At 53.1% G+C, this 20,947-nt stretch carries 16 protein-coding genes; 5 read left to right on the top strand and 11 right to left on the bottom strand.

Annotation, left to right across the window (positions count from 1 at the left end; translation table 11 throughout):
* Positions 1 to 73: 73 nt before the first annotated feature.
* On the top strand, positions 74 to 1,582 hold the full coding sequence (gene glpD / locus HVY19_RS01450) for a glycerol-3-phosphate dehydrogenase (RefSeq protein ID WP_181684197.1): 1,509 nt from the start codon (positions 74 to 76) through the stop codon (positions 1,580 to 1,582).
* Between the two features lie 88 nt (positions 1,583 to 1,670).
* Here glpD and glgP read toward each other — a convergent pair whose 3' ends face one another.
* From glgP to asd, 6 genes are all read right to left on the bottom strand, one after another.
* Positions 1,671 to 4,118: a glycogen phosphorylase gene (glgP, locus tag HVY19_RS01445; RefSeq protein WP_181682670.1), complete on the bottom strand. Its 2,448-nt coding sequence runs from the start codon at positions 4,116 to 4,118 to the stop codon at positions 1,671 to 1,673.
* 20 nt (positions 4,119 to 4,138) lie between these two features.
* Complete coding sequence (glgA, locus tag HVY19_RS01440; RefSeq protein ID WP_181682669.1) at positions 4,139 to 5,572, bottom strand: glycogen synthase GlgA; 1,434 nt, start codon at positions 5,570 to 5,572, stop codon at positions 4,139 to 4,141.
* Positions 5,572 to 6,867: a glucose-1-phosphate adenylyltransferase gene (gene glgC, locus HVY19_RS01435; RefSeq protein WP_181682668.1), complete on the bottom strand. Its 1,296-nt coding sequence runs from the start codon at positions 6,865 to 6,867 to the stop codon at positions 5,572 to 5,574. The genes glgA and glgC overlap by 1 nt, the downstream gene beginning before the upstream one ends.
* A 17-nt stretch (positions 6,868 to 6,884) precedes the next feature.
* Positions 6,885 to 8,858 (bottom strand): glycogen debranching protein GlgX, encoded by a 1,974-nt coding sequence (gene glgX, locus HVY19_RS01430; protein ID WP_181682667.1) that lies wholly within the window; start codon positions 8,856 to 8,858, stop codon positions 6,885 to 6,887.
* Positions 8,855 to 11,041 (bottom strand): 1,4-alpha-glucan branching enzyme, encoded by a 2,187-nt coding sequence (gene glgB / locus HVY19_RS01425; protein WP_181682666.1) that lies wholly within the window; start codon positions 11,039 to 11,041, stop codon positions 8,855 to 8,857. The genes glgX and glgB overlap by 4 nt, the downstream gene beginning before the upstream one ends.
* A gap of 361 nt (positions 11,042 to 11,402) precedes the next feature.
* On the bottom strand, positions 11,403 to 12,509 hold the full coding sequence (gene asd / locus HVY19_RS01420; RefSeq protein WP_181682665.1) for an aspartate-semialdehyde dehydrogenase: 1,107 nt from the start codon (positions 12,507 to 12,509) through the stop codon (positions 11,403 to 11,405).
* A 191-nt stretch (positions 12,510 to 12,700) separates the two neighbouring features.
* Here asd and yhgN point away from each other — a divergent pair, with 191 nt between their 5' ends.
* Positions 12,701 to 13,294, top strand: coding sequence for an NAAT family transporter YhgN (gene yhgN, locus HVY19_RS01415; protein WP_181682664.1), 594 nt, complete (start codon positions 12,701 to 12,703; stop codon positions 13,292 to 13,294).
* Between the two features lie 98 nt (positions 13,295 to 13,392).
* Here the strand turns inward: yhgN and gntU are convergent, their stop codons facing one another.
* The 5 genes from gntU to HVY19_RS01390 form a co-directional block, all read right to left on the bottom strand.
* Positions 13,393 to 14,733, bottom strand: coding sequence for a gluconate transporter (gene gntU / locus HVY19_RS01410; protein WP_181682663.1), 1,341 nt, complete (start codon positions 14,731 to 14,733; stop codon positions 13,393 to 13,395).
* Between the two features lie 3 nt (positions 14,734 to 14,736).
* Positions 14,737 to 15,264, bottom strand: a complete 528-nt coding sequence (gntK, locus tag HVY19_RS01405; protein WP_181682662.1) for a gluconokinase — start codon at positions 15,262 to 15,264, stop codon at positions 14,737 to 14,739.
* A gap of 139 nt (positions 15,265 to 15,403) precedes the next feature.
* A complete protein-coding gene (gene gntR / locus HVY19_RS01400) occupies positions 15,404 to 16,399 on the bottom strand; it encodes a gluconate operon transcriptional repressor GntR (protein WP_181682661.1) in 996 nt (331 codons plus the stop codon).
* A 90-nt stretch (positions 16,400 to 16,489) separates the two neighbouring features.
* Positions 16,490 to 17,185 (bottom strand): pirin family protein, encoded by a 696-nt coding sequence (locus tag HVY19_RS01395; RefSeq protein ID WP_181682660.1) that lies wholly within the window; start codon positions 17,183 to 17,185, stop codon positions 16,490 to 16,492.
* Between the two features lie 123 nt (positions 17,186 to 17,308).
* Complete coding sequence (locus HVY19_RS01390) at positions 17,309 to 18,346, bottom strand: oxidoreductase (protein WP_181682659.1); 1,038 nt, start codon at positions 18,344 to 18,346, stop codon at positions 17,309 to 17,311.
* 477 nt (positions 18,347 to 18,823) lie between these two features.
* On the opposite strand from HVY19_RS01390, the gene yhhY reads away from it, so the two are divergent.
* The 3 genes from yhhY (at position 18,824) to HVY19_RS01375 (ending at position 20,915) form a co-directional block, all read left to right on the top strand.
* A complete protein-coding gene (gene yhhY, locus HVY19_RS01385; RefSeq protein ID WP_181682658.1) occupies positions 18,824 to 19,312 on the top strand; it encodes an N-acetyltransferase in 489 nt (162 codons plus the stop codon).
* A 270-nt stretch (positions 19,313 to 19,582) separates the two neighbouring features.
* Positions 19,583 to 20,674, top strand: a complete 1,092-nt coding sequence (gene tssD / locus HVY19_RS01380) for a type VI secretion system tube protein TssD (RefSeq protein ID WP_181682657.1) — start codon at positions 19,583 to 19,585, stop codon at positions 20,672 to 20,674.
* Positions 20,661 to 20,915: a hypothetical protein gene (locus tag HVY19_RS01375; protein WP_181682656.1), complete on the top strand. Its 255-nt coding sequence runs from the start codon at positions 20,661 to 20,663 to the stop codon at positions 20,913 to 20,915. Before tssD ends, HVY19_RS01375 begins: the two co-directional genes overlap by 14 nt.
* The last annotated feature ends 32 nt before the right edge of the window (positions 20,916 to 20,947 follow it).

Below are 20,947 nucleotides of genomic sequence, written 5' to 3'. Positions count from 1 at the left end.
CAAGGGCGCGTTTCTTTGCTATTATGCTCGATAACGAACATTTATGAGCTTTAACGAAAGCGTAGAGGGCAGCATGGAAACCAAAGATCTGATTGTGATAGGTGGAGGTATTAACGGTGCCGGTATCGCGGCAGACGCCGCTGGACGCGGTTTATCCGTGCTGATGCTGGAAGCACAGGATCTCGCTTGCGCGACCTCCTCCGCCAGTTCAAAACTCATTCACGGTGGCTTGCGCTACCTTGAGCACTATGAATTTCGTCTGGTCAGTGAAGCGCTGGCCGAGCGCGAAGTGCTTTTGAAAATGGCCCCGCACATCGCCTTTCCAATGCGCTTTCGTCTGCCGCACCGTCCGCATTTGCGTCCGGCGTGGATGATCCGCATTGGCCTATTTATGTACGACCACCTGGGCAAACGCACCAGTTTACCCGGCTCCACCGGTTTGCGTTTTGGCGCAGATTCCGTGCTGAAACCAGAAATCGTGCGCGGTTTCGAATATTCTGACTGCTGGGTAGACGATGCACGTCTGGTTCTGGCAAACGCGCAGATGGTGGTACAAAAAGGCGGTGAGATATTAACCCGCACCCGCGCGACCTCAGCGCGCCGTGAAAACGGCCTGTGGATTGTTGAAGCGGAAGATATCGATACCGGTAAAAAATATACCTGGCAAGCGCGCGGTCTGGTCAACGCCACCGGCCCGTGGGTGAAAGAGTTCTTTGACGAAGGGATGCATCTGCCGTCGCCGTATGGTATTCGCCTGATCAAAGGCAGCCATATCGTGGTGCCACGCGTCCATACACAGAAACAGGCCTATATTCTGCAAAACGAAGACAAGCGCATTGTGTTTGTCATTCCGTGGATGGATGAGTTCTCGATCATCGGCACCACCGACGTCGAGTACAAAGGCGACCCGAAAGCGGTGAAAATCGACGAGAGCGAAATTAATTATCTGCTGAAGGTCTACAACGCACACTTTAAAAAACAACTTGGCCGGGACGACATCGTCTGGACTTACTCCGGCGTGCGTCCGCTGTGTGATGATGAGTCGGATTCGCCGCAGGCGATCACCCGTGACTACACGCTGGATATTCACGACGAAAATGGCAAAGCCCCCCTGCTTTCCGTGTTCGGCGGCAAGCTGACCACTTACCGCAAACTGGCTGAGCATGCGATGGAAAAACTGGCTACGTACTATCAGGGCATTGGCCCGGCGTGGACCAAAGATTGCGTACTCCCTGGTGGTGAGATCGGCGGGGATCGCGAAGATTACGCGGCCAAACTCCGCCGTCGTTATCCTTTCCTCACCGAATCACTGGCGCGTCACTATTCACGTACCTACGGCAGCAACACAGAATGGATCCTCGGTGAAGCCACTTCTGTAGCCGATTTAGGCGAAGATTTCGGTCATGAGTTTTACGAAGCAGAGCTGAAGTATCTGGTAGATCATGAATGGGTGCGCCGCGCAGCCGATGCATTGTGGCGTCGTACCAAAGAGGGGATGTGGCTCAACGCCGAGCAGCAGTCCCGTATGACCCAGTGGTTGGCAGCATACATAGAAAAACACCAGCTTTCGCTGGCGTCGTAATCAGTCATGCCGGACGACGGCTAACGCCTTATCCGGCCTACGGTTCGAACGTAGGCCGGGCAAGCAAAGCGCCCCCGGCACCCCGTCGTTACAACCGCACCGGATCAATATGCCAGATGGCATCGGCATACTCTTTGATGGTCCGGTCAGAAGAGAAATAGCCCATGTTGGCGATATTCAGCATCGCTTTCGCGGTCCACTCTTCCGGACGACCATACAGTTCGTCTACCTTGTCCTGGCAATCGACATAGCTACGGTAATCCGCCAACACCTGATAGTGATCGCCAAAGTTAATCAGCGAGTCCACCAGATCGCGGTAGCGCCCAGGCTCTTCAGGGCTAAACACCCCGGTGGCGATTTGCGTCAACACCTGGCGCAGCTCGTCGTCCTGTTCGTAATACTCACGCGGCTTGTAACCTTTTCTGCGCAGTTCCTCAACCTCTTCTGCGGTGTTACCGAAGATAAAGATATTCTCCTCGCCGACGTGTTCGCGCATTTCAACGTTCGCCCCGTCCAGCGTACCGATGGTCAACGCCCCGTTCAGCGCAAACTTCATGTTACTGGTGCCGGACGCCTCCGTCCCTGCCAGCGAAATCTGCTCGGAGAGATCTGCCGCCGGAATGATCAATTGTGCCAGACTCACGCTATAGTTCGGGATAAACACGATCTTCAGCTTGTCGCCAATCTGCGGATCGTTATTCACCACCGCCGCCACGTCATTGATCAGGTGAATGATGTGTTTTGCCATGTAGTACGCCGAAGCGGCCTTACCGGCAAAGATATTCACACGCGGTACCCAGTCTGCATCCGGATCGGCTTTGATCCGGTTGTAGCGAGTAATCACATGCAGCACATTCATAAGCTGACGTTTGTACTCGTGGATACGTTTGATTTGCACATCAAACAGGGCTTTCGGGTTCGTCACCACGTTGAGATGCTGGGCGATGTACACGGCCAGACGCTTTTTGTTCAGCAGCTTGGCGTCGCGAACCGCTTTGTTCACCGTCGGGAAATCAACATGTTGCGTCAGTTCGCTCAGTTGGCTTAAGTCTGTGCGCCATGTGCGGCCAATATTGTCATCCAGCACTTCCGACAGCGGCGGATTCGCTAGCGCCAGCCAGCGACGCGGCGTAACGCCGTTCGTCACGTTGCAGAAGCGCGTCGGGAAGATTTTCGCAAAATCGGCAAACAGCGACTGAACCATCAGGTTCGAGTGCAACTCGGAGACGCCGTTAACCTTATGGCTCACCACCACTGCAAGCCACGCCATACGCACACGACGGCCATTGGATTCATCAATGATCGATGCGCGTCCCAGCAGAGCAGTGTCATTCGGATAATGGTCCTGCAACGTTTTCAGGAAGTAGTCATTAATCTCAAAAATGATCTGCAAATGACGCGGCAGGATTTTGCCCAGCATATCAACCGGCCAGGTCTCCAGCGCTTCGCTCATCAACGTATGGTTGGTGTACGAGAAGACCTGGCAGCAGACTTCAAACGCGTCATCCCAGCTGAATTTATGCTCGTCGATCAACAGACGCATTAATTCAGGAATCGACAGTACCGGGTGGGTGTCATTCAGGTGAATGGCGATCTTATCCGCCAGGTTGTCGTAGGTCTTATGCAACTGATAATGGCGGCTCAGAATGTCCTGTATCGTCGAAGAGACGAGGAAATATTCCTGACGCAGACGCAGTTCACGACCGGAATAGGTTGAGTCATCCGGATAAAGGACTCGCGACACGTTCTCGGAGTGGTTTTTATCCTCCACGGCTGCAAAGTAATCGCCCTGGTTGAACTTACCGAGGTTGATTTCGCTACTGGCCTGCGCATTCCACAGGCGCAGCGTATTAGTCGCGTCGGTGTCGTAACCGGGGATAATCTGGTCGTAGGCGACCGCAAGGATCTCTTCGGTTTCAATCCAGCGCGTTTTCTTGCCTTCCTGCTGGATACGCCCGCCAAAGCGGACTTTGTAACGGGTATTATGCCGTTTGAATTCCCACGGGTTCCCGTATTCCAGCCAGTAATCCGGCGACTCTTTTTGTCGTCCGTCGACGATGTTCTGCTTGAACATACCGTAGTCGTAGCGGATGCCGTAGCCACGCCCCGGAAGGCCTAAGGTTGCCAGTGAATCCAGGAAACAGGCTGCCAGACGCCCGAGGCCACCGTTCCCCAGACCGGGGTCATTTTCTTCATCGATCAGCTCTTCAAGATCTAACCCCATCTCTTCCAGCGCGCCTTTAACATCGTCATAAATACCCAACGATAACAGTGCATTGGACAGAGTGCGGCCAATCAGGAATTCCATCGACAAATAATAAACCTGGCGGGTTTCCTGGGATAATTGCGCACGGTTAGAACGCAGCCAGCGCTCCACAAGGCGATCGCGCACCGCAAACAGCGTCGCGTTCAGCCATTCATGCTTATTGGCAATGACCGGGTCTTTGCCAATGGTGAACATCAGCTTATAGGCGATAGAGTGCTTAAGCGCTTCTACGCTCAGTGTCGGTGATGCATAGGAAAATGGAGCATTCATAATAGGTGATTCCTGGATAACTATTTCAAGCGATAGTACAGCTCGCGGTATGACTTCGCCGCGACATGCCAGCTAAAATCCATCGCCATCGCTTGTCGTTGCACAAACCGCCAGAGCGAAGGTCTGGACCACAACACGAAGGCCCGTCGGATCGCCCGAAGCAATGACACAGCATTGCTGTCCTCAAAGACAAATCCGCTGGCAATACCGTCCGCAAGGTTTTCCAGTGAGCTGTCGGATACCGTATCCGCCAGCCCCCCCGTTCTCCGAACTAACGGCAGCGTGCCGTACTTCAATCCATAAAGTTGCGTTAAGCCACACGGCTCAAAGCGGCTGGGCACCAGAATAACGTCCGCGCCGCCCATAATGCGGTGTGAGAAGGCTTCGTGATAACCAATCTGCACCCCGACCTGCCCAGGATGCTGCGCCGCTGCGGCAAGGAAACCTTCCTGCAACACCGGATCGCCTGCTCCCAACAACGCCAGTTGTCCACCCTGTTCCAGTAAACCTGGCAATGCCTCCAGCACCAGGTCCAGCCCTTTCTGACTGGTCAGTCGGCTGACGACGGCAAACAGCGGCGCCTTGTCGTTGACCTTCAACCCCATCGCAACCTGCAGTTGGCGTTTGTTCTCCGCCTTATCTTCCAGCGTGTCGCGCGTATAGCACGACGTCAGTAAAAGATCCGTTTCAGGACTCCAGATCTTCTCATCCACCCCGTTCAGTACGCCGGAAAGACGTCCTTCGCGATGGCGCTGTTGCAGCAGGCCTTCCATCCCATACGCAAACTGCGGCTCGGTGATCTCCCGCGCATAGGTCGGGCTGACCGCTGTGATATGGTCGGCATAATACAAACCGGCCTTCAGGAACGAGATCTGCCCGTTAAACTCTAAGCCGTGCATGTTAAAGAATGACCATGGCAGTTGGATGTCATTCATATGCTGTGCATAAAACATGCCTTGATAGGCCAGGTTGTGTACGGTAAAGACCGACTTCGCCGGACGCCCGCGCGCCGCCAGATACGCCGGTGCCAGACCCGCATGCCAGTCATGCGCATGCACCACATCCGGGCGCCAGAATGGATCAAGGCCGCAGGCCATTTCGCAGCCCACCCACCCCAACAGGGCAAAGCGCAGCACATTATCGGTGTACGCAAACAAATTGGTGTCGTGATACGGACTTCCCGGACGGTCATACAGGTGCGGGGCATCGATCAGATAGATCCCCACACCATTGTAGTGGCCGAACAACAGACTTATTCTGCCCGCGAACGAATCCCGACGCGAAACAACCTGCGCGTCCGGGATGCCACGACGAATGTCCGGGAAAGCAGGAAGCAGCACGCGAGCATCCACACCATCCTCAATTTGCGCCGCAGGCAACGCCCCAATAACATCTGCCAGTCCACCTGTTTTCAGCAGGGGAAACATTTCCGAACATACGTGTAAAACCTGCATTATCGCTCCTGTTTAACCTGCAACTTGCGCAGCATTTCACGCGTGACCAGTACTATGCCTTCTTCAGAACGGTAGAAGCGACGAGCATCTTCTTCCGCGTTTTCACCGATTACCATGCCTTCCGGGATAACGCAGGCGCGATCGATAATGCATCGACGCAAACGGCATGAGCGCCCGATCCAGACCTCGGGTAACAATACTGACGAATCGATATTACAGAATGAATTGACCCGCACACGCGGGAACAGCACGGACTGCACGACCACAGAACCGGAGATAATACAGCCGCCGGAAACCAGTGAGTTCAGTGTCATCCCGTGACTCCCCGAGCGATCCTGAACGAATTTTGCCGGCGGTAACGATTCCATATGCGTGCGAATCGGCCAGTTCTGATCGTACATATCGAGTTCAGGGGTCACCGAGGCCAGATCGAGGTTCGCTTTCCAGTAGGCTTCCAGCGTTCCCACATCACGCCAGTATGGCTCTGACTCCGGATCGGACTGTACACAGGACAGGGGGAATGGATGCGCATAGGCCAGCCCCGCTTTCGTCACCTTTGGAATAATGTCTTTACCAAAGTCGTGGCTGGAAGCATCGCAATTGTCGTCTTCTTCCAGCAGTTCATAGAGGTAATCGGCATCAAAAATATAGATCCCCATACTGGCGAGCGATTTGGTCGCGTCGCCGGGCATCGCAGGCGGATTCGCCGGTTTTTCTACAAACTCGATAATCTTGTCGGATTCATCGACTGCCATTACGCCAAAGGCGCTGGCTTCTTCAATCGGCACAGGCATACAGGCTACGGTGCAGCGCGCGCCCTTTTCGACGTGGTCGATCAGCATGCGCGAGTAGTCCTGTTTGTAAATATGATCGCCTGCGAGAATGACCACGTACTCCGCCTTGTAGCGGCGAATGATGTCCAGGTTCTGTGTAACGGCGTCAGCGGTACCCCGGTACCAGTTTTCGCCCTGCATTCTTTGTTGCGCTGGCAGCAGGTCGACGAACTCATTCATCTCTTCGCTAAAAAACGACCAGCCGCGCTGAATATGCTGTACCAGAGTGTGAGACTGATATTGGGTGATCACGCCAATCCGGCGGATCCCGGAGTTAAGACAGTTCGATAAAGCAAAATCAATAATGCGAAACTTACCGCCAAAGTGAACGGCCGGCTTAGCGCGCTTGTTGGTTAAATCTTTCAGACGAGTACCACGACCACCTGCAAGAATCAGGGCAACAGACTTCAATGGCAACTGGCGCGCCAACATCAAACGATCGTTCTTCTCTAAACTCACCATGACTAACTCCTTTTTTATCATCTCTGGAACACGCACAATCCATGCGCAGGTCCCGGCCAGACAGCCATAACTACCGGATTATCCTCTCCGGCAAATGGGGGAACTGCACGCCACTCCCCTTCAGGTAACACAATCTCCGTGACTTCAAGCGTGGCATTGATGGCGATCAGAAAACGATCCGACAGCAAAATCTGCATCTGTTTCGGCCCGTTTTGCCACTCATCAGCGCTTAATGGCCGTGCGTAGCGGTTCAACCAGCGTACGTTACCATCGCCCTCTTCCCACCAATGGTCCCCCACCAGCGCCGGGATTTGCTGCCGCAGACGAATCAATGCAGCGGTAAAGTCGATCAACCCGCTGCTTGCCTGCGACCAGTCCAGCCAGGTCAGCGCATTGTCCTGGCAGTAGGCGTTATTGTTGCCGTGCTGGCTGTGACCGTGTTCGTCACCCGCCAGCAACATCGGCGTTCCCTGGGAGAGTAAAAGCGACGTCAACATGGCATGAATGCTATCGCGCCGACGCTCGATAATTTCCAGCGAACCGCCTAATCCTTCTTTACCATGATTATTGGTGTGGTTATTGTCGGTTCCGTCCCGATTTTCCTCACCATTTGCCTCATTGTGCTTCTGATTGAAACAAACACAGTCTCTGAGCGTAAATCCATCGTGGGCCGTCACCAGATTCACCGAAGCACTGGGTTTTCGATCCTGATGCTTAAAGACATCGCTGGAGGCGGCGAAACGCCCGGCAAATTCACCCAATGAAACATTACGCTGCAGCCAGAACCGACGAATCGCATCGCGATAATGATCGTTCCACTCCGCAAACGGGGCGGGGAAGTTCCCCACCTGATAGCCGCCTTCGCCGATGTCCCAGGGTTCTGCAATCAACTTCACCGCCGACAATACCGGGCAATTTTTAATCGCTGTAAATAGCGGCGCATCCTGGCGAAATTCGGGCGTACGGCCCATTACCGACGCCAAATCAAAGCGAAAACCGTCCACGTGGCAGGTTTCCACCCAGTAGCGCAGACATTCACAGGCATACTCCACCACGCCGGGATGACTCAGGTTGAGTGTGTTACCGCAGCCGGTCCAGTTGTGGTAATCGCCATCTTCCCTTATCCAATAATAGCTACGGTTGTCGATTCCGCGCAGGGAGAAAAGAGGTCCGTCCAGATCCAACTCCGCGCTGTGGTTCAGCACGATGTCGAGAATGACCTCAATACCCGCCTTGTGCAGCGCTTTGACCGCATCGCGAAATTCATCCAGCGCCGTCTCTGGCGAACAGGCATAGGCCGGATGTACGGCAAACAGCGCAACGGGGTTATAGCCCCAGTAATTGGACAAGCCGAGATGTTGCAGACGCGGCTCGCTGGCAAAATGTGCCACCGGCAGCAGCTCCAGCGCGGTAATGCCAAGACGCTGGAGATAGCGGATCATCACCGGGTGGGCGAGCGCTTTATACGTGCCGCGTATCTCCTGGGGAATTTCCGGATGCAAGAAAGTTAAGCCCTTAACATGGGCTTCATAGATCACGGTTTTACCCCACGGCGTGCGCGGCGGGGTGTCGTCTTCCCAGTCATAACGATCGGCGGTCACCACGCTCTTCAGCGCAATGGCCGCATTGTCACGATGGTCCGGCGCGTCATAACCCGCATGCAGCAGCGGGTTATCGTTCAGCTCACCTTCTACGCGACGCGCGCAGGGGTCAATCAACAGCTTCGCCGGATTAAACCAGTGTCCCTGAGCAGGCTCCCAGGGACCATGCACGCGATAGCCGTAGCGCAAGCCGGGACGGGCATTGGCCAAATAGCCGTGCCAGACATCGCCGGTGCGCCCCGGCAGATCGTAACGCTGTTCATTGTCCATCTCGTCAAACACGCACAGCTCAACGCGCTCGGCATGAACGGAAAACAGCGTAAAGTTTACGCCGTGCCCGTCATACGTTGCGCCATGAGGTGTGGCGCTGCCGGTGGCCAGTTTCGTCATTCGCCCTCCCGCATCAGCCAGATAGTCGACAGCGGCGGCAGCGTAAGGCTGAGCGACTGCGGACGACCATGGCTTTCAATTTGATCGGTCTGCACCGCCCCGCCGTTACCGACGTTGCTTCCGTGGTAGTGCATTGAGTCGGTATTGAGAATCTCGCGCCACTTACCCGCCTGATTCACGCCGAAGCGGTAATCGTGGCGCGGCACTGGAGTGAAGTTACTGGCGACAATGATCTCATTCCCGGCTTTGTCACGGCGCACAAAGATCAGCACCGAACGCTCATTGTCATTCACCACCAGCCATTCGAAACCATAGGAATCGAAGTCGAGCTCATGCAGCGCTTTATGATGGCGATAGGTCTGGTTGAGATCGCGCACCAGACGCTGTACGCCGTGATGCCAGTTATCGCCGCCTTCCAGCAGGTGCCAGTCGAGACTGGTGTCATGGTTCCATTCGCGCCCCTGGGCAAACTCATTGCCCATAAACAGGAGTTTCTTGCCGGGGAAGGCCCACATCCAGCCGTAATAGGCGCGCAGGTTGGCAAACTTCTGCCAGGCGTCGCCCGGCATACGGTCAAGAATCGATTTCTTACCGTGGACCACTTCGTCATGCGACAACGGCAGAACAAAGTTCTCAGTGTAGTTATAAAGCATGCCGAAGGTGAGTTTGTCGTGGTGATACTGACGGTGAATCGGGTCCAGTTTCATGTAGTCGAGCGTGTCGTGCATCCAGCCCAGGTTCCACTTGTACCAGAAGCCAAGGCCGCCCATATCCTGCGGTCGGGAAACGCCGGCAAAATCCGTAGACTCTTCGGCCATGCTTACCGCACCGGGAACCTGCTCGCCGAGAATACGGTTGGTATTGCGTAAGAACTCAATCGCTTCAAGGTTTTCGCGTCCACCAAATTCGTTCGGGATCCATTCGCCCTGCTTGCGGCTGTAGTCGCGGTAGATCATCGAGGCCACCGCATCCACACGCAGAGCATCAATGCCGAAGCGTTCAATCCAGTACAGCGCATTCCCCACCAGGTAATTACTGACTTCACGGCGACCGTAGTTGTAGATCAGGGTATTCCAGTCCTGGTGATAGCCTTCGCGCGGGTCGCTGTGTTCGTACAGTTTGGTTCCATCGAATTCCGCCAGACCAAAGTCATCGGACGGGAAATGGCCTGGTACCCAGTCAAGAATGACATTGAGGCCTGCCTGGTGCGCGGCGTTGACGAAATAGCGGAAATCGTCGCGGGTGCCAAAGCGGCGAGTGGGAGCATACAGACCGGTCGGTTGATACCCCCAACTGCCGTCAAACGGGTGTTCGTTCACCGGCAACAGCTCGATATGGGTAAAGCCCATCCATTTCACATACGGGATCAGTTGGTCCGCCAGTTCGCGGTAGCTCAGCCAGAAGTTGTTGTCGGTGTGGCGACGCCATGAGCCGAGATGCACTTCGTAGATAGAGATGGGAGCATCAAACTGATTCGCCTTTTTGCGCTCCTCAGTCTGCACCACCTTTTCCGGTAATCCGCAGATCATTGAGGCGGTTTCCGGACGCATCTGCGCTTCAAATGCGTAAGGGTCGGCTTTAACCCGAAGGTTGCCGTTGGCGTCAATGATTTCATATTTATAGAGCTGGCCCTGCTGTGCGCCGGGGATAAACAGTTCCCAGATGCCGCTCTCTTTACGCAGGCGCATGGGGTGGCGACGACCATCCCAGTAGTTAAACTCCCCGACGACCGAAACACGGCGTGCATTCGGCGCCCAGACGGAAAAACGCGTCCCCGTGACGCCATCCATCGTGTCCGCGTGCGCACCGAGCGTTTCATACGGACGTAAATGGGTGCCTTCGGATAACAGCCAGACATCCATTTCCTGAATCAACGGACCAAAGCGGTAAGGATCGTCAATGAGGTTCTGCTGACCATGCCAGGAAACGGCAAGCTGATAGCGGAAAGGATTTTTACGACGAGCTAAAACGCCACTGAAAAAACCACGGGAATCGAAACATTCCAGTTTGCCGACTTTACGTCCGGTTTTAGGTTCGATCACCCACACTTCAGTGGCATCAGGTAAAAGGGCACGGACTTCAAGTCCGGCAGCGGTTTGGTGCATTCCAAGCACAGAAAAAGGGTCTGAAAAGCGACCTTCAATTAGCGCATTAATCACGTCTCTATCAATATGAACGGACATGGTTGTCTTCCTGTTTTATGGTGTCACGCCATCCAGCTGATTTTCGATATCAGGTAGTGACACTTTTTTGACCTGAACGGCGCAGCACTATTGTGCATCCTCTCTGCTCCGTCCCACCTTCAGGCTAAGCGTTAATACCTCCGGTATTAAGCCACCCTTAAAGAATAGCCAATGCTTTACTTTACTCCCGGTTAATGTTGAAACATCTGCGCTTACTCCTGTATTACGCAAAAAAAGGGGTGACTCCGCACCCCGGTAAATCTTTAGCCAAATTGTTGCGGATGGCATCAATGCGTTATCCGGCCTGGCGATTCGCCTCATTGTGGGCCCGATAAGCGAAGCGCCATCGGGCACCGCAATATTACGCCAACTGACGCAGCATACGGCGCAGCGGCTCTGCCGCGCCCCACAGCAACTGATCGCCCACGGTAAAGGCGGACAGGAACTCCGGTCCCATATTCAGCTTACGCAGACGGCCCACTGGGGTGGTCAGCGTGCCGGTTACCGCTGCAGGCGTCAGCTCACGCATCGTGATATCCCGATCGTTGGGTACCACTTGCGCCCACGGATTGTGTGCAGCCAGCAGTTCTTCCACGGTCGGAATAGACACATCCTTTTTCAATTTAATGGTGAATGCCTGGCTGTGGCAGCGCAGCGCGCCGACGCGCACGCACAAACCATCCACCGGAATCACTGAAGGGGTGTTAAGAATCTTGTTGGTTTCCGCCTGGCCTTTCCACTCTTCGCGGCTCTGGCCGTTATCAAGCTGTTTGTCAATCCACGGAATCAGACTGCCCGCCAGCGGCACGCCAAAGTTATCAACCGGTAGGTCGCCGCTGCGGCTCAGCGCGGTGACTTTACGTTCAATATCGAGAATGGCAGAAGAAGGGGTCGCGAGCTCATCCGCGACGTGACCATACAGATGACCCATCTGGTTCAGCAGTTCGCGCATATGGCGCGCGCCGCCGCCTGACGCTGCCTGATACGTTGCCACGGACACCCAGTCCACAAGATCATTGGCGAACAGGCCGCCGAGCGACATTAACATTAGGCTGACGGTACAGTTACCGCCCACAAAGGTCTTAACCCCGTTGTTCAGGCCGTCGGTGATGACGTCCTGGTTCACCGGATCGAGAATGATAATGGCATCATCCTTCATACGCAGCGAAGATGCAGCGTCAATCCAGTAACCCTGCCACCCGCTTTCACGAAGCTTTGGATAGATTTCGTTGGTATAATCGCCGCCCTGACAGGTCACAATGATATCGAGCGCCTTCAGCGCGTCCAGATCATAGGCGTCCTGAAGTGTACCGGTCGCGGTACCGCCAAACGAAGGCGCTACCTGCCCTAGCTGGGAAGTAGAAAAGAAAACAGGGCGAATGGCGTCGAAGTCGCGTTCTTCAACCATGCGTTGCATGAGAACAGAGCCGACCATACCGCGCCAGCCGATAAAACCAACATTTTTCATAGCGTTTTTTTCCTGCGAAGATGTGTGCTGTGTATGCTGACCAGTGTCCCACTGGTTTATCCTTCACCATACAAAAAGCAGCCAAAGTCGCAAGTGAAATTAATCAATGATAGCGAAGCCATCAGTAATGCGACTTATCCCGCTGCGCAAGCAAGCAGAAAGTCCACGGCAATTATCACGGAATTTGAGTTATGAATGAAATCATTTCTGCAGCTGTTTTATTGATCTTAATTATGGATCCGCTCGGAAATCTGCCAATTTTCATGTCTGTACTGAAGCATACCGAACCAAAACGCCGTCGTGCGATTATGGTTCGCGAGCTGACGATTGCGCTGCTGCTGATGCTGATTTTTCTGTTTGCGGGCGAGAAAATTCTGGCATTTCTCAATTTGCGCGCAGAAACCGTGTCGATCTCCGGCGGCATCATTCTGTTTCTGATCGCCATTAAGATGATTTTCCCGAGCGCCACGGGAAACAGCGCCGGGCTTCCGGCGGGCGAAGAACCGTTTATCGTCCCACTGGCGATCCCTTTAGTGGCGGGCCCTACCATTCTGGCAACGCTGATGCTGCTGTCACACCAGTATCCAAATCAGATGGGACATCTGGTGATTGCCCTGCTGCTGGCCTGGGGCGGTACCTTTGCGATTCTGCTGCAATCGTCGCTGTTTTTGCGACTGCTTGGCGAAAAAGGGGTGAATGCTCTGGAAAGGCTGATGGGATTGATTCTGGTGATGATGGCGACCCAGATGTTCCTGGACGGCATTCGGATGTGGATGAAGGGGTGAGTTCGTGCCGGGTGGCGCTTGCGCTTACCCGGCCTACGAGACCTGAGGTTTTTGTAGGTCGGGTAAGGCGAAGCCGCCACCCGACACACACGGCCTCGTTAGCTCAGCAGCGTAAACGCGATCATCCCGATAATCGCGCCGACGGTGCCGAGGATGGTTTCCATCATCGTCCACGTCTTCAGCGTCTGTGCTTCAGTCGCACCAGTGAATTTACCGAACAGCCAGAAACCGGCGTCATTTACGTGGCTGACAACAATCGAACCGCCCGCGATGCAGATAGACAGCGCGGCCATCTGTGCGCCGGAGTAATTCAGTTGCTCAATCACCGGCATCACCAGCCCTACCGCCGTTAAGCACGCCACCGTTGCGGAACCCTGAATGATGCGCACCGCAGCGGCAAGCACGAAGCAGGTCAGCGCAATCGGCAATCCCATACCGGTTAACGCTTCGCCCAGCGCCGGACCGACGCCGGAATCCACCAGCACCTGCTTGAACACGCCGCCAGCGCCAATCACCAGCAGAATGATCCCCGCCGGCTGCAGCGCGTGTCCGCAAATTTCCATCACCCGGTCTTTCGCCATGCCCTGACGCACCGCCAGACCATAAATGGCCACCAGACACGCCACCAGAATCGCGGTGAATGGATGCCCGATAAACTCAAACCACTGGTAAGCGGTAGAGCCTTCCGCCACAAATCGCGCGGCAATCGTTTTCAACCCCACCAGCACCAGCGGCAGCAAGATCAGCGACAGGCTGAAGCCAAAGGATGGCATTTTGCCTTCGCCAAGGTGCGGCTCGGTAATATCATCAGGAATGTTCAGCTCAACGTAGCGGCCAATAAAGTTGCCCCACAGCGGCCCGGCGATAATCATCCCAGGAATCGCAGCGCACAGGCCAATCAGGATCATCCAGCCAAAGTCGGCGTGCATTTGCGAAGCGAGAAGCATCGGCGCAGGCCCGGGCAATAAAAACGCCGCAGCCGCCGCCACGCCCGCAAACAGCGGAATGACCAACTTCACGAGGTTAGTACCGGTGTGACGCGCCATTGAAAAGGCGACGCTAATCAGCAGCACAATCGCCACTTCGAAGAACAGCGGTAGCGCACAAATCAGCCCCGCCAGGCCTATCGCGTAGTGCGCGCGACTGTGGCCGAAGGATTTCAGCATCTTGACGGCAATCTGATCGACCGCGCCCGTTTCATGCAAAATCTTGCCGAACATCGCGCCCAGTGCGACGACTATCGCGAGGAAGCCAAGTGTCCCCCCCATCCCTTTTTCCATCGTCGCGGCGATCTTGTCGAGCGGCATTCCGGAAAAAAGACCTGCACCAATTGAAACCACCATCAAAGCGACGAAGGCGTGCATACGCGCCTTCATCACTAAAAACAGCAGCAGTAAAACAGAACCTACTGCTGTCAAAACCAGCGTTAATGTACTCAAAAGTTACTGCCTTTTATTAATGACCTCGATCGTACTTGCCACAACGCCTTCCAGCGGTTGATCGATATCGACCACCAGGACATCTTTTTCCTCTGCGCCCGGCTCTTGCAGAGTTTCAAACTGAGTGACCAGCATTTGAGTTTTGAAGAAATGGCCTTTACGCGCCTTCAGTCGGCTTTCGATCACGTCGAAATCGCCTTTCAGGTAGATAAAGGAGAGGTTCGGGTTACCGTCACGCAGCAGGTCGCGATAGGTTTTTTTCAGTGCAGAACAGACGATCAGCGACACCTTGTTGGTACGCTGCATCGCAAATGCGGCATCATTCAGCGCCTGCAGCCACGGCTTACGGTCATCGTCGTTTAACGGTTCGCCGGAGGCCATTTTCTCAATGTTGCGACGCGGATGCAGAAAATCGCCATCAAGAAACGCGGCCTGTAGCTGATGCGCCACTTCGCTGGCGACAGCGGATTTGCCACTGCCAGATACGCCCATCAGAACGTAAATGTGGTGATCATGGTTAGTCGTGCTCAAAGTGGTGCCCCCACAGTTCAAGATTCAGTGATTGTTACGGGTAACTGTTATCGGTAACATTGTCCAGCCGGATAAATAGAGAAGCAATATCCATTCGTGCCAGAAGTGAATAACTGTGAGCTACTTCAAACTTGCAGGGTTAAATAGATCCACCCGGTGACAAGGTGAAACCTAAATCTAACATTCTCGGCATCACGGACTCACCCCGTATACGCGCCAGCAGACGCTCGGCACCAATACTGCCCATCCGTTCACGCGGCGTGAGCACGCTCGCCAGACGCGGCTCCATCACTTGACCAATATCGTGGCCGTGAAAACCGGCAATGGCCATATCGTCGGGAATTTTCAGCCCCAAACGCTGACATTCAAACGCTGCGCCCACCGCCAGGTCATCGTTGGTACAGAAGATCCCGTCCAGCTGCGGGTATTCACGACGCGCCTGACGGATAAGCTCAATACCGGATGAGTAAGACGAAGATTGCTCGACCATCACACTGTAAGGCACCAGGCCTGCGTCCAGCATCGCCTGTTCATATCCCTTCTGTTTGATGATAGTACGTTCGTCGAGACGTGCGCCGAGATAAGCAATATGGCGATGGCCTCGCGCGATAATGGCGGCGGTCATCTGACGGGCAGCTTCAAAGTTATCGAAGCCAACGGCGATATCCAGACAAGGCGACTGGCTATCCATTAGCTCAACCACCGGAATACCTGCGACTTCAATCATTTTTAGCGTTCGTGGCGTATGGGTACGCTCGGTGAGGATCAGACCGTCAATGTTCCAGGAGAGCATCGACTCCAGACGCTCCTGCTCCATCTCTGGCTTATAGCCATAGTGCGCAAGCATAGTCTGATAGCCGTGAGCGTCAGTAACTGCTTCAATACCACGCAGCACTTCGGCGAAGACCTGGTTGGTTAAAGAGGGTAACAGAACGCCAATAGCCCGGCTGGTGGCATTGGAAAGAATGTCAGGCGCGCGATTGGGAATATAACCCAGCTCATCAAGTGCAGCAGCGATTTTGCCCCGTAGCGCGACGGAGACTTGCTCCGGGTTACGCAAAAAACGGCTGACCGTCATTTTGGTCACACCTACGCGGTCGGCGACATCCTGAAGTACGGGTCTTTTCTTTTTCATCGTCCTGAGAAATCTTGAGTGAGAGATTTGCTCAGTTTATCACGGACAAAGCTCAACCTTCCCCGTTTAAAGGGAAGGTTGAGAAATTATTTAGACCGGTGGCAGGTCAAACAGAAGAATTTCGCTTTCGCTGTCAGCATGAATCGATAGCGCCTGCTCGTCCCAAATTGCCAGACCATCGCTGGTGGTGGCTTTGGTGCCATTAATGGTCACCTCGCCTTTTACCACCTGGATCCAGACGCGACGTTCAGCGGCAATCTGATGCACCGACTGCTCATCTTTCAACAGCGCCCAGCGGTATAGCTCCATATCCTGATTCACTTTCAGCGAACCGTCACGAGCGTCCGGCGACAGTACCAGTTGTTTGCCCTGAGTGGCGTCAAAACGGCGCTGCTCATAGCGTGGCGTGATCCCGGTTTTTTCTGGAATGATCCAGATCTGATAAAGACGCAGACGATCCGTTTTGCTCGGGTTGTATTCGGAATGACGAATCCCGGTACCCGCACTCATAATCTGAAACTCACCGGCCGGAACCTGCTCTTTATTACCCATGCTGTCCTGGTGCTCTACCGCGCCTTCCAGCACGTAGGTCAGGATTTCCATGTCTTTATGCGGATGGGTACCAAAGCCCTGGCCTGCTTCGATCACGTCATCGTTAATCACGCGCAGCGCCGAGAATCCCATAAAGTTCGGATCGTAATAATCAGCAAAAGAGAAAGAATGCCAGGAATCCAGCCAGCCATGATTTGCGTGGCCACGGTCGTTTGCTTTGCGTAAGTAGATCATTGTGTTCACCCCCAGATGTTTTCGATGGAGTAAGTGTGGACGCAAACGCCCAGGGATCATAGAGGGTGAAAATTGACTCCTCTGTTCAAAAATTATGAACAACTACAGAGGAGTCTGTTCTGCTTATTTTGCGAGGGTTATTGTGGCAGGAGAAGCCTGCTCAAACGCGCGTTCGAGGATCTCGAGGTTGGTGAGAACTTCAGATTCCTTGACGTAATTCGCCGCACCGCTGGTGATGGTGGCATAGAGAGCATCATAGACGCGCCCATAGTCGCCCACTTCCGGCTTAAGCTCTTCTTTCACCGTTACGCCTTCGTCGTTAACGTACTCCAGCACGCCCACGGAATCATCCGCCGCAAAGCCCGGCTCGCCCGGCATGATGTTGGCCTTCAGGCTGGTTTCCTGCTGGTCGATGCCGTATTTGATAAACGAGCCTTTCGTCCCGTGAACGATAAACTTCGGGTAATCGATTTTCACCAGATGACTGGTTTTGACGATGGCTTTCAGATCGCCATAGAACAGTTGTGCTTCGAAAGTATCGTCCGGATTGGCTTTATTGCGCAGGCTGCGAATGTCATACGCTACGTGATCCGGGCGGCCAAACAGCGAAATAATCTGGTCCATGGTATGAACGCCCAGACCGTAGAACGAACCGTCCTGCGGGAGACCTGGCTTGGTTTCCGCCACCGGGCGGTAGTAATCGAAGTGGCTTTCCACTTCCACAATTTCGCCAAGCTTGCCGCTTTCAATCGCTTTTTTGGCGGTCAGGAAACAGGAGTCAAAGCGACGGTTCTGATACGGGGATACCGTAAGTCCTTTGCTCTGTGCCAGTTCAAACAGCACCTTAGCTTCTACCATCGTCGGCGTGAAGGGTTTCTCGACCAGCACGTTTTTCCCCGCTTCCAGCGCCCGTTTTGCGTATTCAAAATGGCTGTCAGCGTGTGTACAGACGATCACAAGCTTCACCTGCGGATCGTTCAGAACTTCGTCCAGATCGCTGGTGAAATGAATGTGCGAATAGATCGGGGCTTGTTCTTCCGGCTTCGGGTGACGGCGGAAGATATGCGCCACGTGCCAGGTATCTTTGCGGTTGAGAACATAAGGCAGGTGATAACGGGTGGTGCTTTTACCGAATCCAATAAATGCGCAATGTAAGGTCATGGCAATATCCTTGTGAAGGTAATTGCCTACACCATAGCGCAAAGTGGGGGGAGACTAAATGTTGGATTCTGTGCCATTGCTTTGCCGGATGGCGGCGAAGCCTTATCCGGCCTACTAATAAGCCTAACGCTCGGGCGTTAGTGGCGCAGGCAGATTAATCACGGCCTGCGCGCAGCAACCGGAGCGTACTCAATGTGCGTGAGGATTGCGAGCACAGCCCGGGTTTAAGCTGACAAGTAAACTAGCCCGAAACCCAACCACAAAAAAAAGCCAGCGCGAGGCTGGCTAAAGTAATACTGGAAGCAATGTGAGCAATGTCGTGCTTTCAGGTTCTCCGCGAGGGGTCTTCCTGAATGCAGGACAATAATAATCATTCTCATTCGCACTTGTCTACTTCTTTTTGTAAAAAAATGCGGTTGACGCCATTTTCAATCTCAGCGACTGTAAATGCTCAATTAACCCTGAAGGAGATAAGGAATGAGTGAGATAGTGATACGCCACGCTGAACAGAAAGATTATGACGCGATTCGTCAGATCCACGCCCAGCCGGAGGTGTACCACAACACGCTACAGGTTCCTCATCCCTCTGTTGAAATGTGGCAGGCGCGGCTAGCGGATCGGCCGGGTATTAAACAGCTTGTTGCCTGCATTGATGGGCAGGTGGTCGGCCATCTTTGTATTGAAGTGACGCAGCGCCCACGGCGCAGCCATGTCGCGGACTTTGGCATTTGCGTTGACGCCCGCTGGCAAAATCGCGGCGTCGCCAGCGCCCTGCTCCGCACGATGATCGACATGTGCGACAACTGGCTGCGTGTGGATCGCATTGAACTGACGGTATTTGTCGACAACGCCCCTGCGGTTGCCGTCTATAAAAAGCATGGCTTCGAAATTGAAGGCACCGGCAAGAAGTACGGCCTGCGCAACGGTGAGTACGTTGACGCGTATTTTATGGCGCGGGTGAAGTGACGAATTGCCCGGTGGTGCTACGCATACCGGGCCACAACAGCACAAAACGTAGGCCGGGTAAGGCGGAGCCTCCATCACATCCTGAATGTCAGCATCTCTTGAATTAAAATCAAACATAGTCAACGATAATATATTCTCTTACCGAATACCTAATACCAGATAAACCTCATTCCTGCATCTTAAAGTGAAAGATTTTATTTCTTCCATATCCAAATATATGTATTAAGCGTAAAAACCTCAATAACACGGATATAGAGGGAATTTAATGGAATGAGTAGTATTGTCTATATGACGGTATCAGGGGAACGACAAGGTATTATTTCAACGGGATGTGGTACTACTGCTTCCATGGGCAACCGCTGGCAAACGGGTCATGCGGATGAAATACTCGTATTTTCCCTTACTAATAACATAACCAGTACTGACCAGTGCTCTCAACGACATGATCTGAGATTTTGTAAACAGATCGATAAAAGTACGCCATTGTGGACGAATGCGATTAACAACAATGAGCAGTTGTACGTCGAGTTTTATTTCTATCGTATTAATCGTTCTGGCAGATGGGAAAAGTATTATTATATTCAATTACGGGGAGCGTTTTTATCAGGTATCCAATATAACTTCAGGGAAAATGATATTGAATCCATTACGATAAGTTATGAATATATTCTTTGCCAGCATCTTATTGCTAAGACGGAATTCAGTTTCCTCGCGCTGCCAGATAACTACAGCCGCTGGTATGTTCCCCGTCAGGATAGCGGCTTTAGAACGCTAAACAGCAAAGGGGTCGGAAGATTGCTCGCTGCGGGAGGCATTTACAACGGGAATGTTGAGGGTTTCAAGGAAACGGCAGAGAAGTTGGGAGGGGATGCGCCAACAGGTTACAAGCAGGTGCTAAATGAAAAAACAGTTGGACTAGGTATTGCTGCCGCATCTATACTTTTAACCCAGAAGCAACCTAACCTTAGTCTGTTAGAAGAATTTAAAAAAGTAACATGGGTTGATGAAAATGCAGGTATGAGCCTAAGAGCAAGAAATTATAATGATTCCGCTTCTGGTGCCCGTTCAAATATTAGTACAAAAAAAGGTCAAGCACCAACCATTAATCGAACTGATATTGACAATAATAGTAAACCAGTACGTTTTGATGGGGTTGATGGAAATGTAATGATAGACAGGAAAATATCTGTAGTTACAACCCCAAAAGCTAAGGATCAAGCTAAAAGACAATCCAACGCCTTGAAAAACAACAATATGACAGGGCGTTGGGAGGTTCCAAATCAAACTCAAGCAAATCGCGCACAAAAGATATTTGATGAGTTGGGAATTAAAAATATCGAGGTGAAAATTGTTAAAGAATAGTGAAATTAAGCTTATTCAAATTATTGCAGATCTAGCTATATTTTTAGAGTTTACCAGCCCTGATTTGCTTGACCCTGACTGCTCAATTGAAGCAATGGAAAGTATTGCCGCTGAACTACAATCCTTGAATCGTGAAGATCGGGATAATATCGCTGATTTATTTTACACCTTATCAAAACAATACGTAGATGATAAATCAGATTTTGTCAGAAACCTCCCTGAGTCATTAGGCATTATTTGATCTCACAACAGCACAAAACGTATGCCGGGTAA

Source organism: Citrobacter sp. RHB25-C09 (assembly GCF_013836145.1).
Lineage (GTDB): Bacteria > Pseudomonadota > Gammaproteobacteria > Enterobacterales > Enterobacteriaceae > Citrobacter_A.
This window is presented reverse-complemented; position numbering and strand designations above follow the sequence as displayed.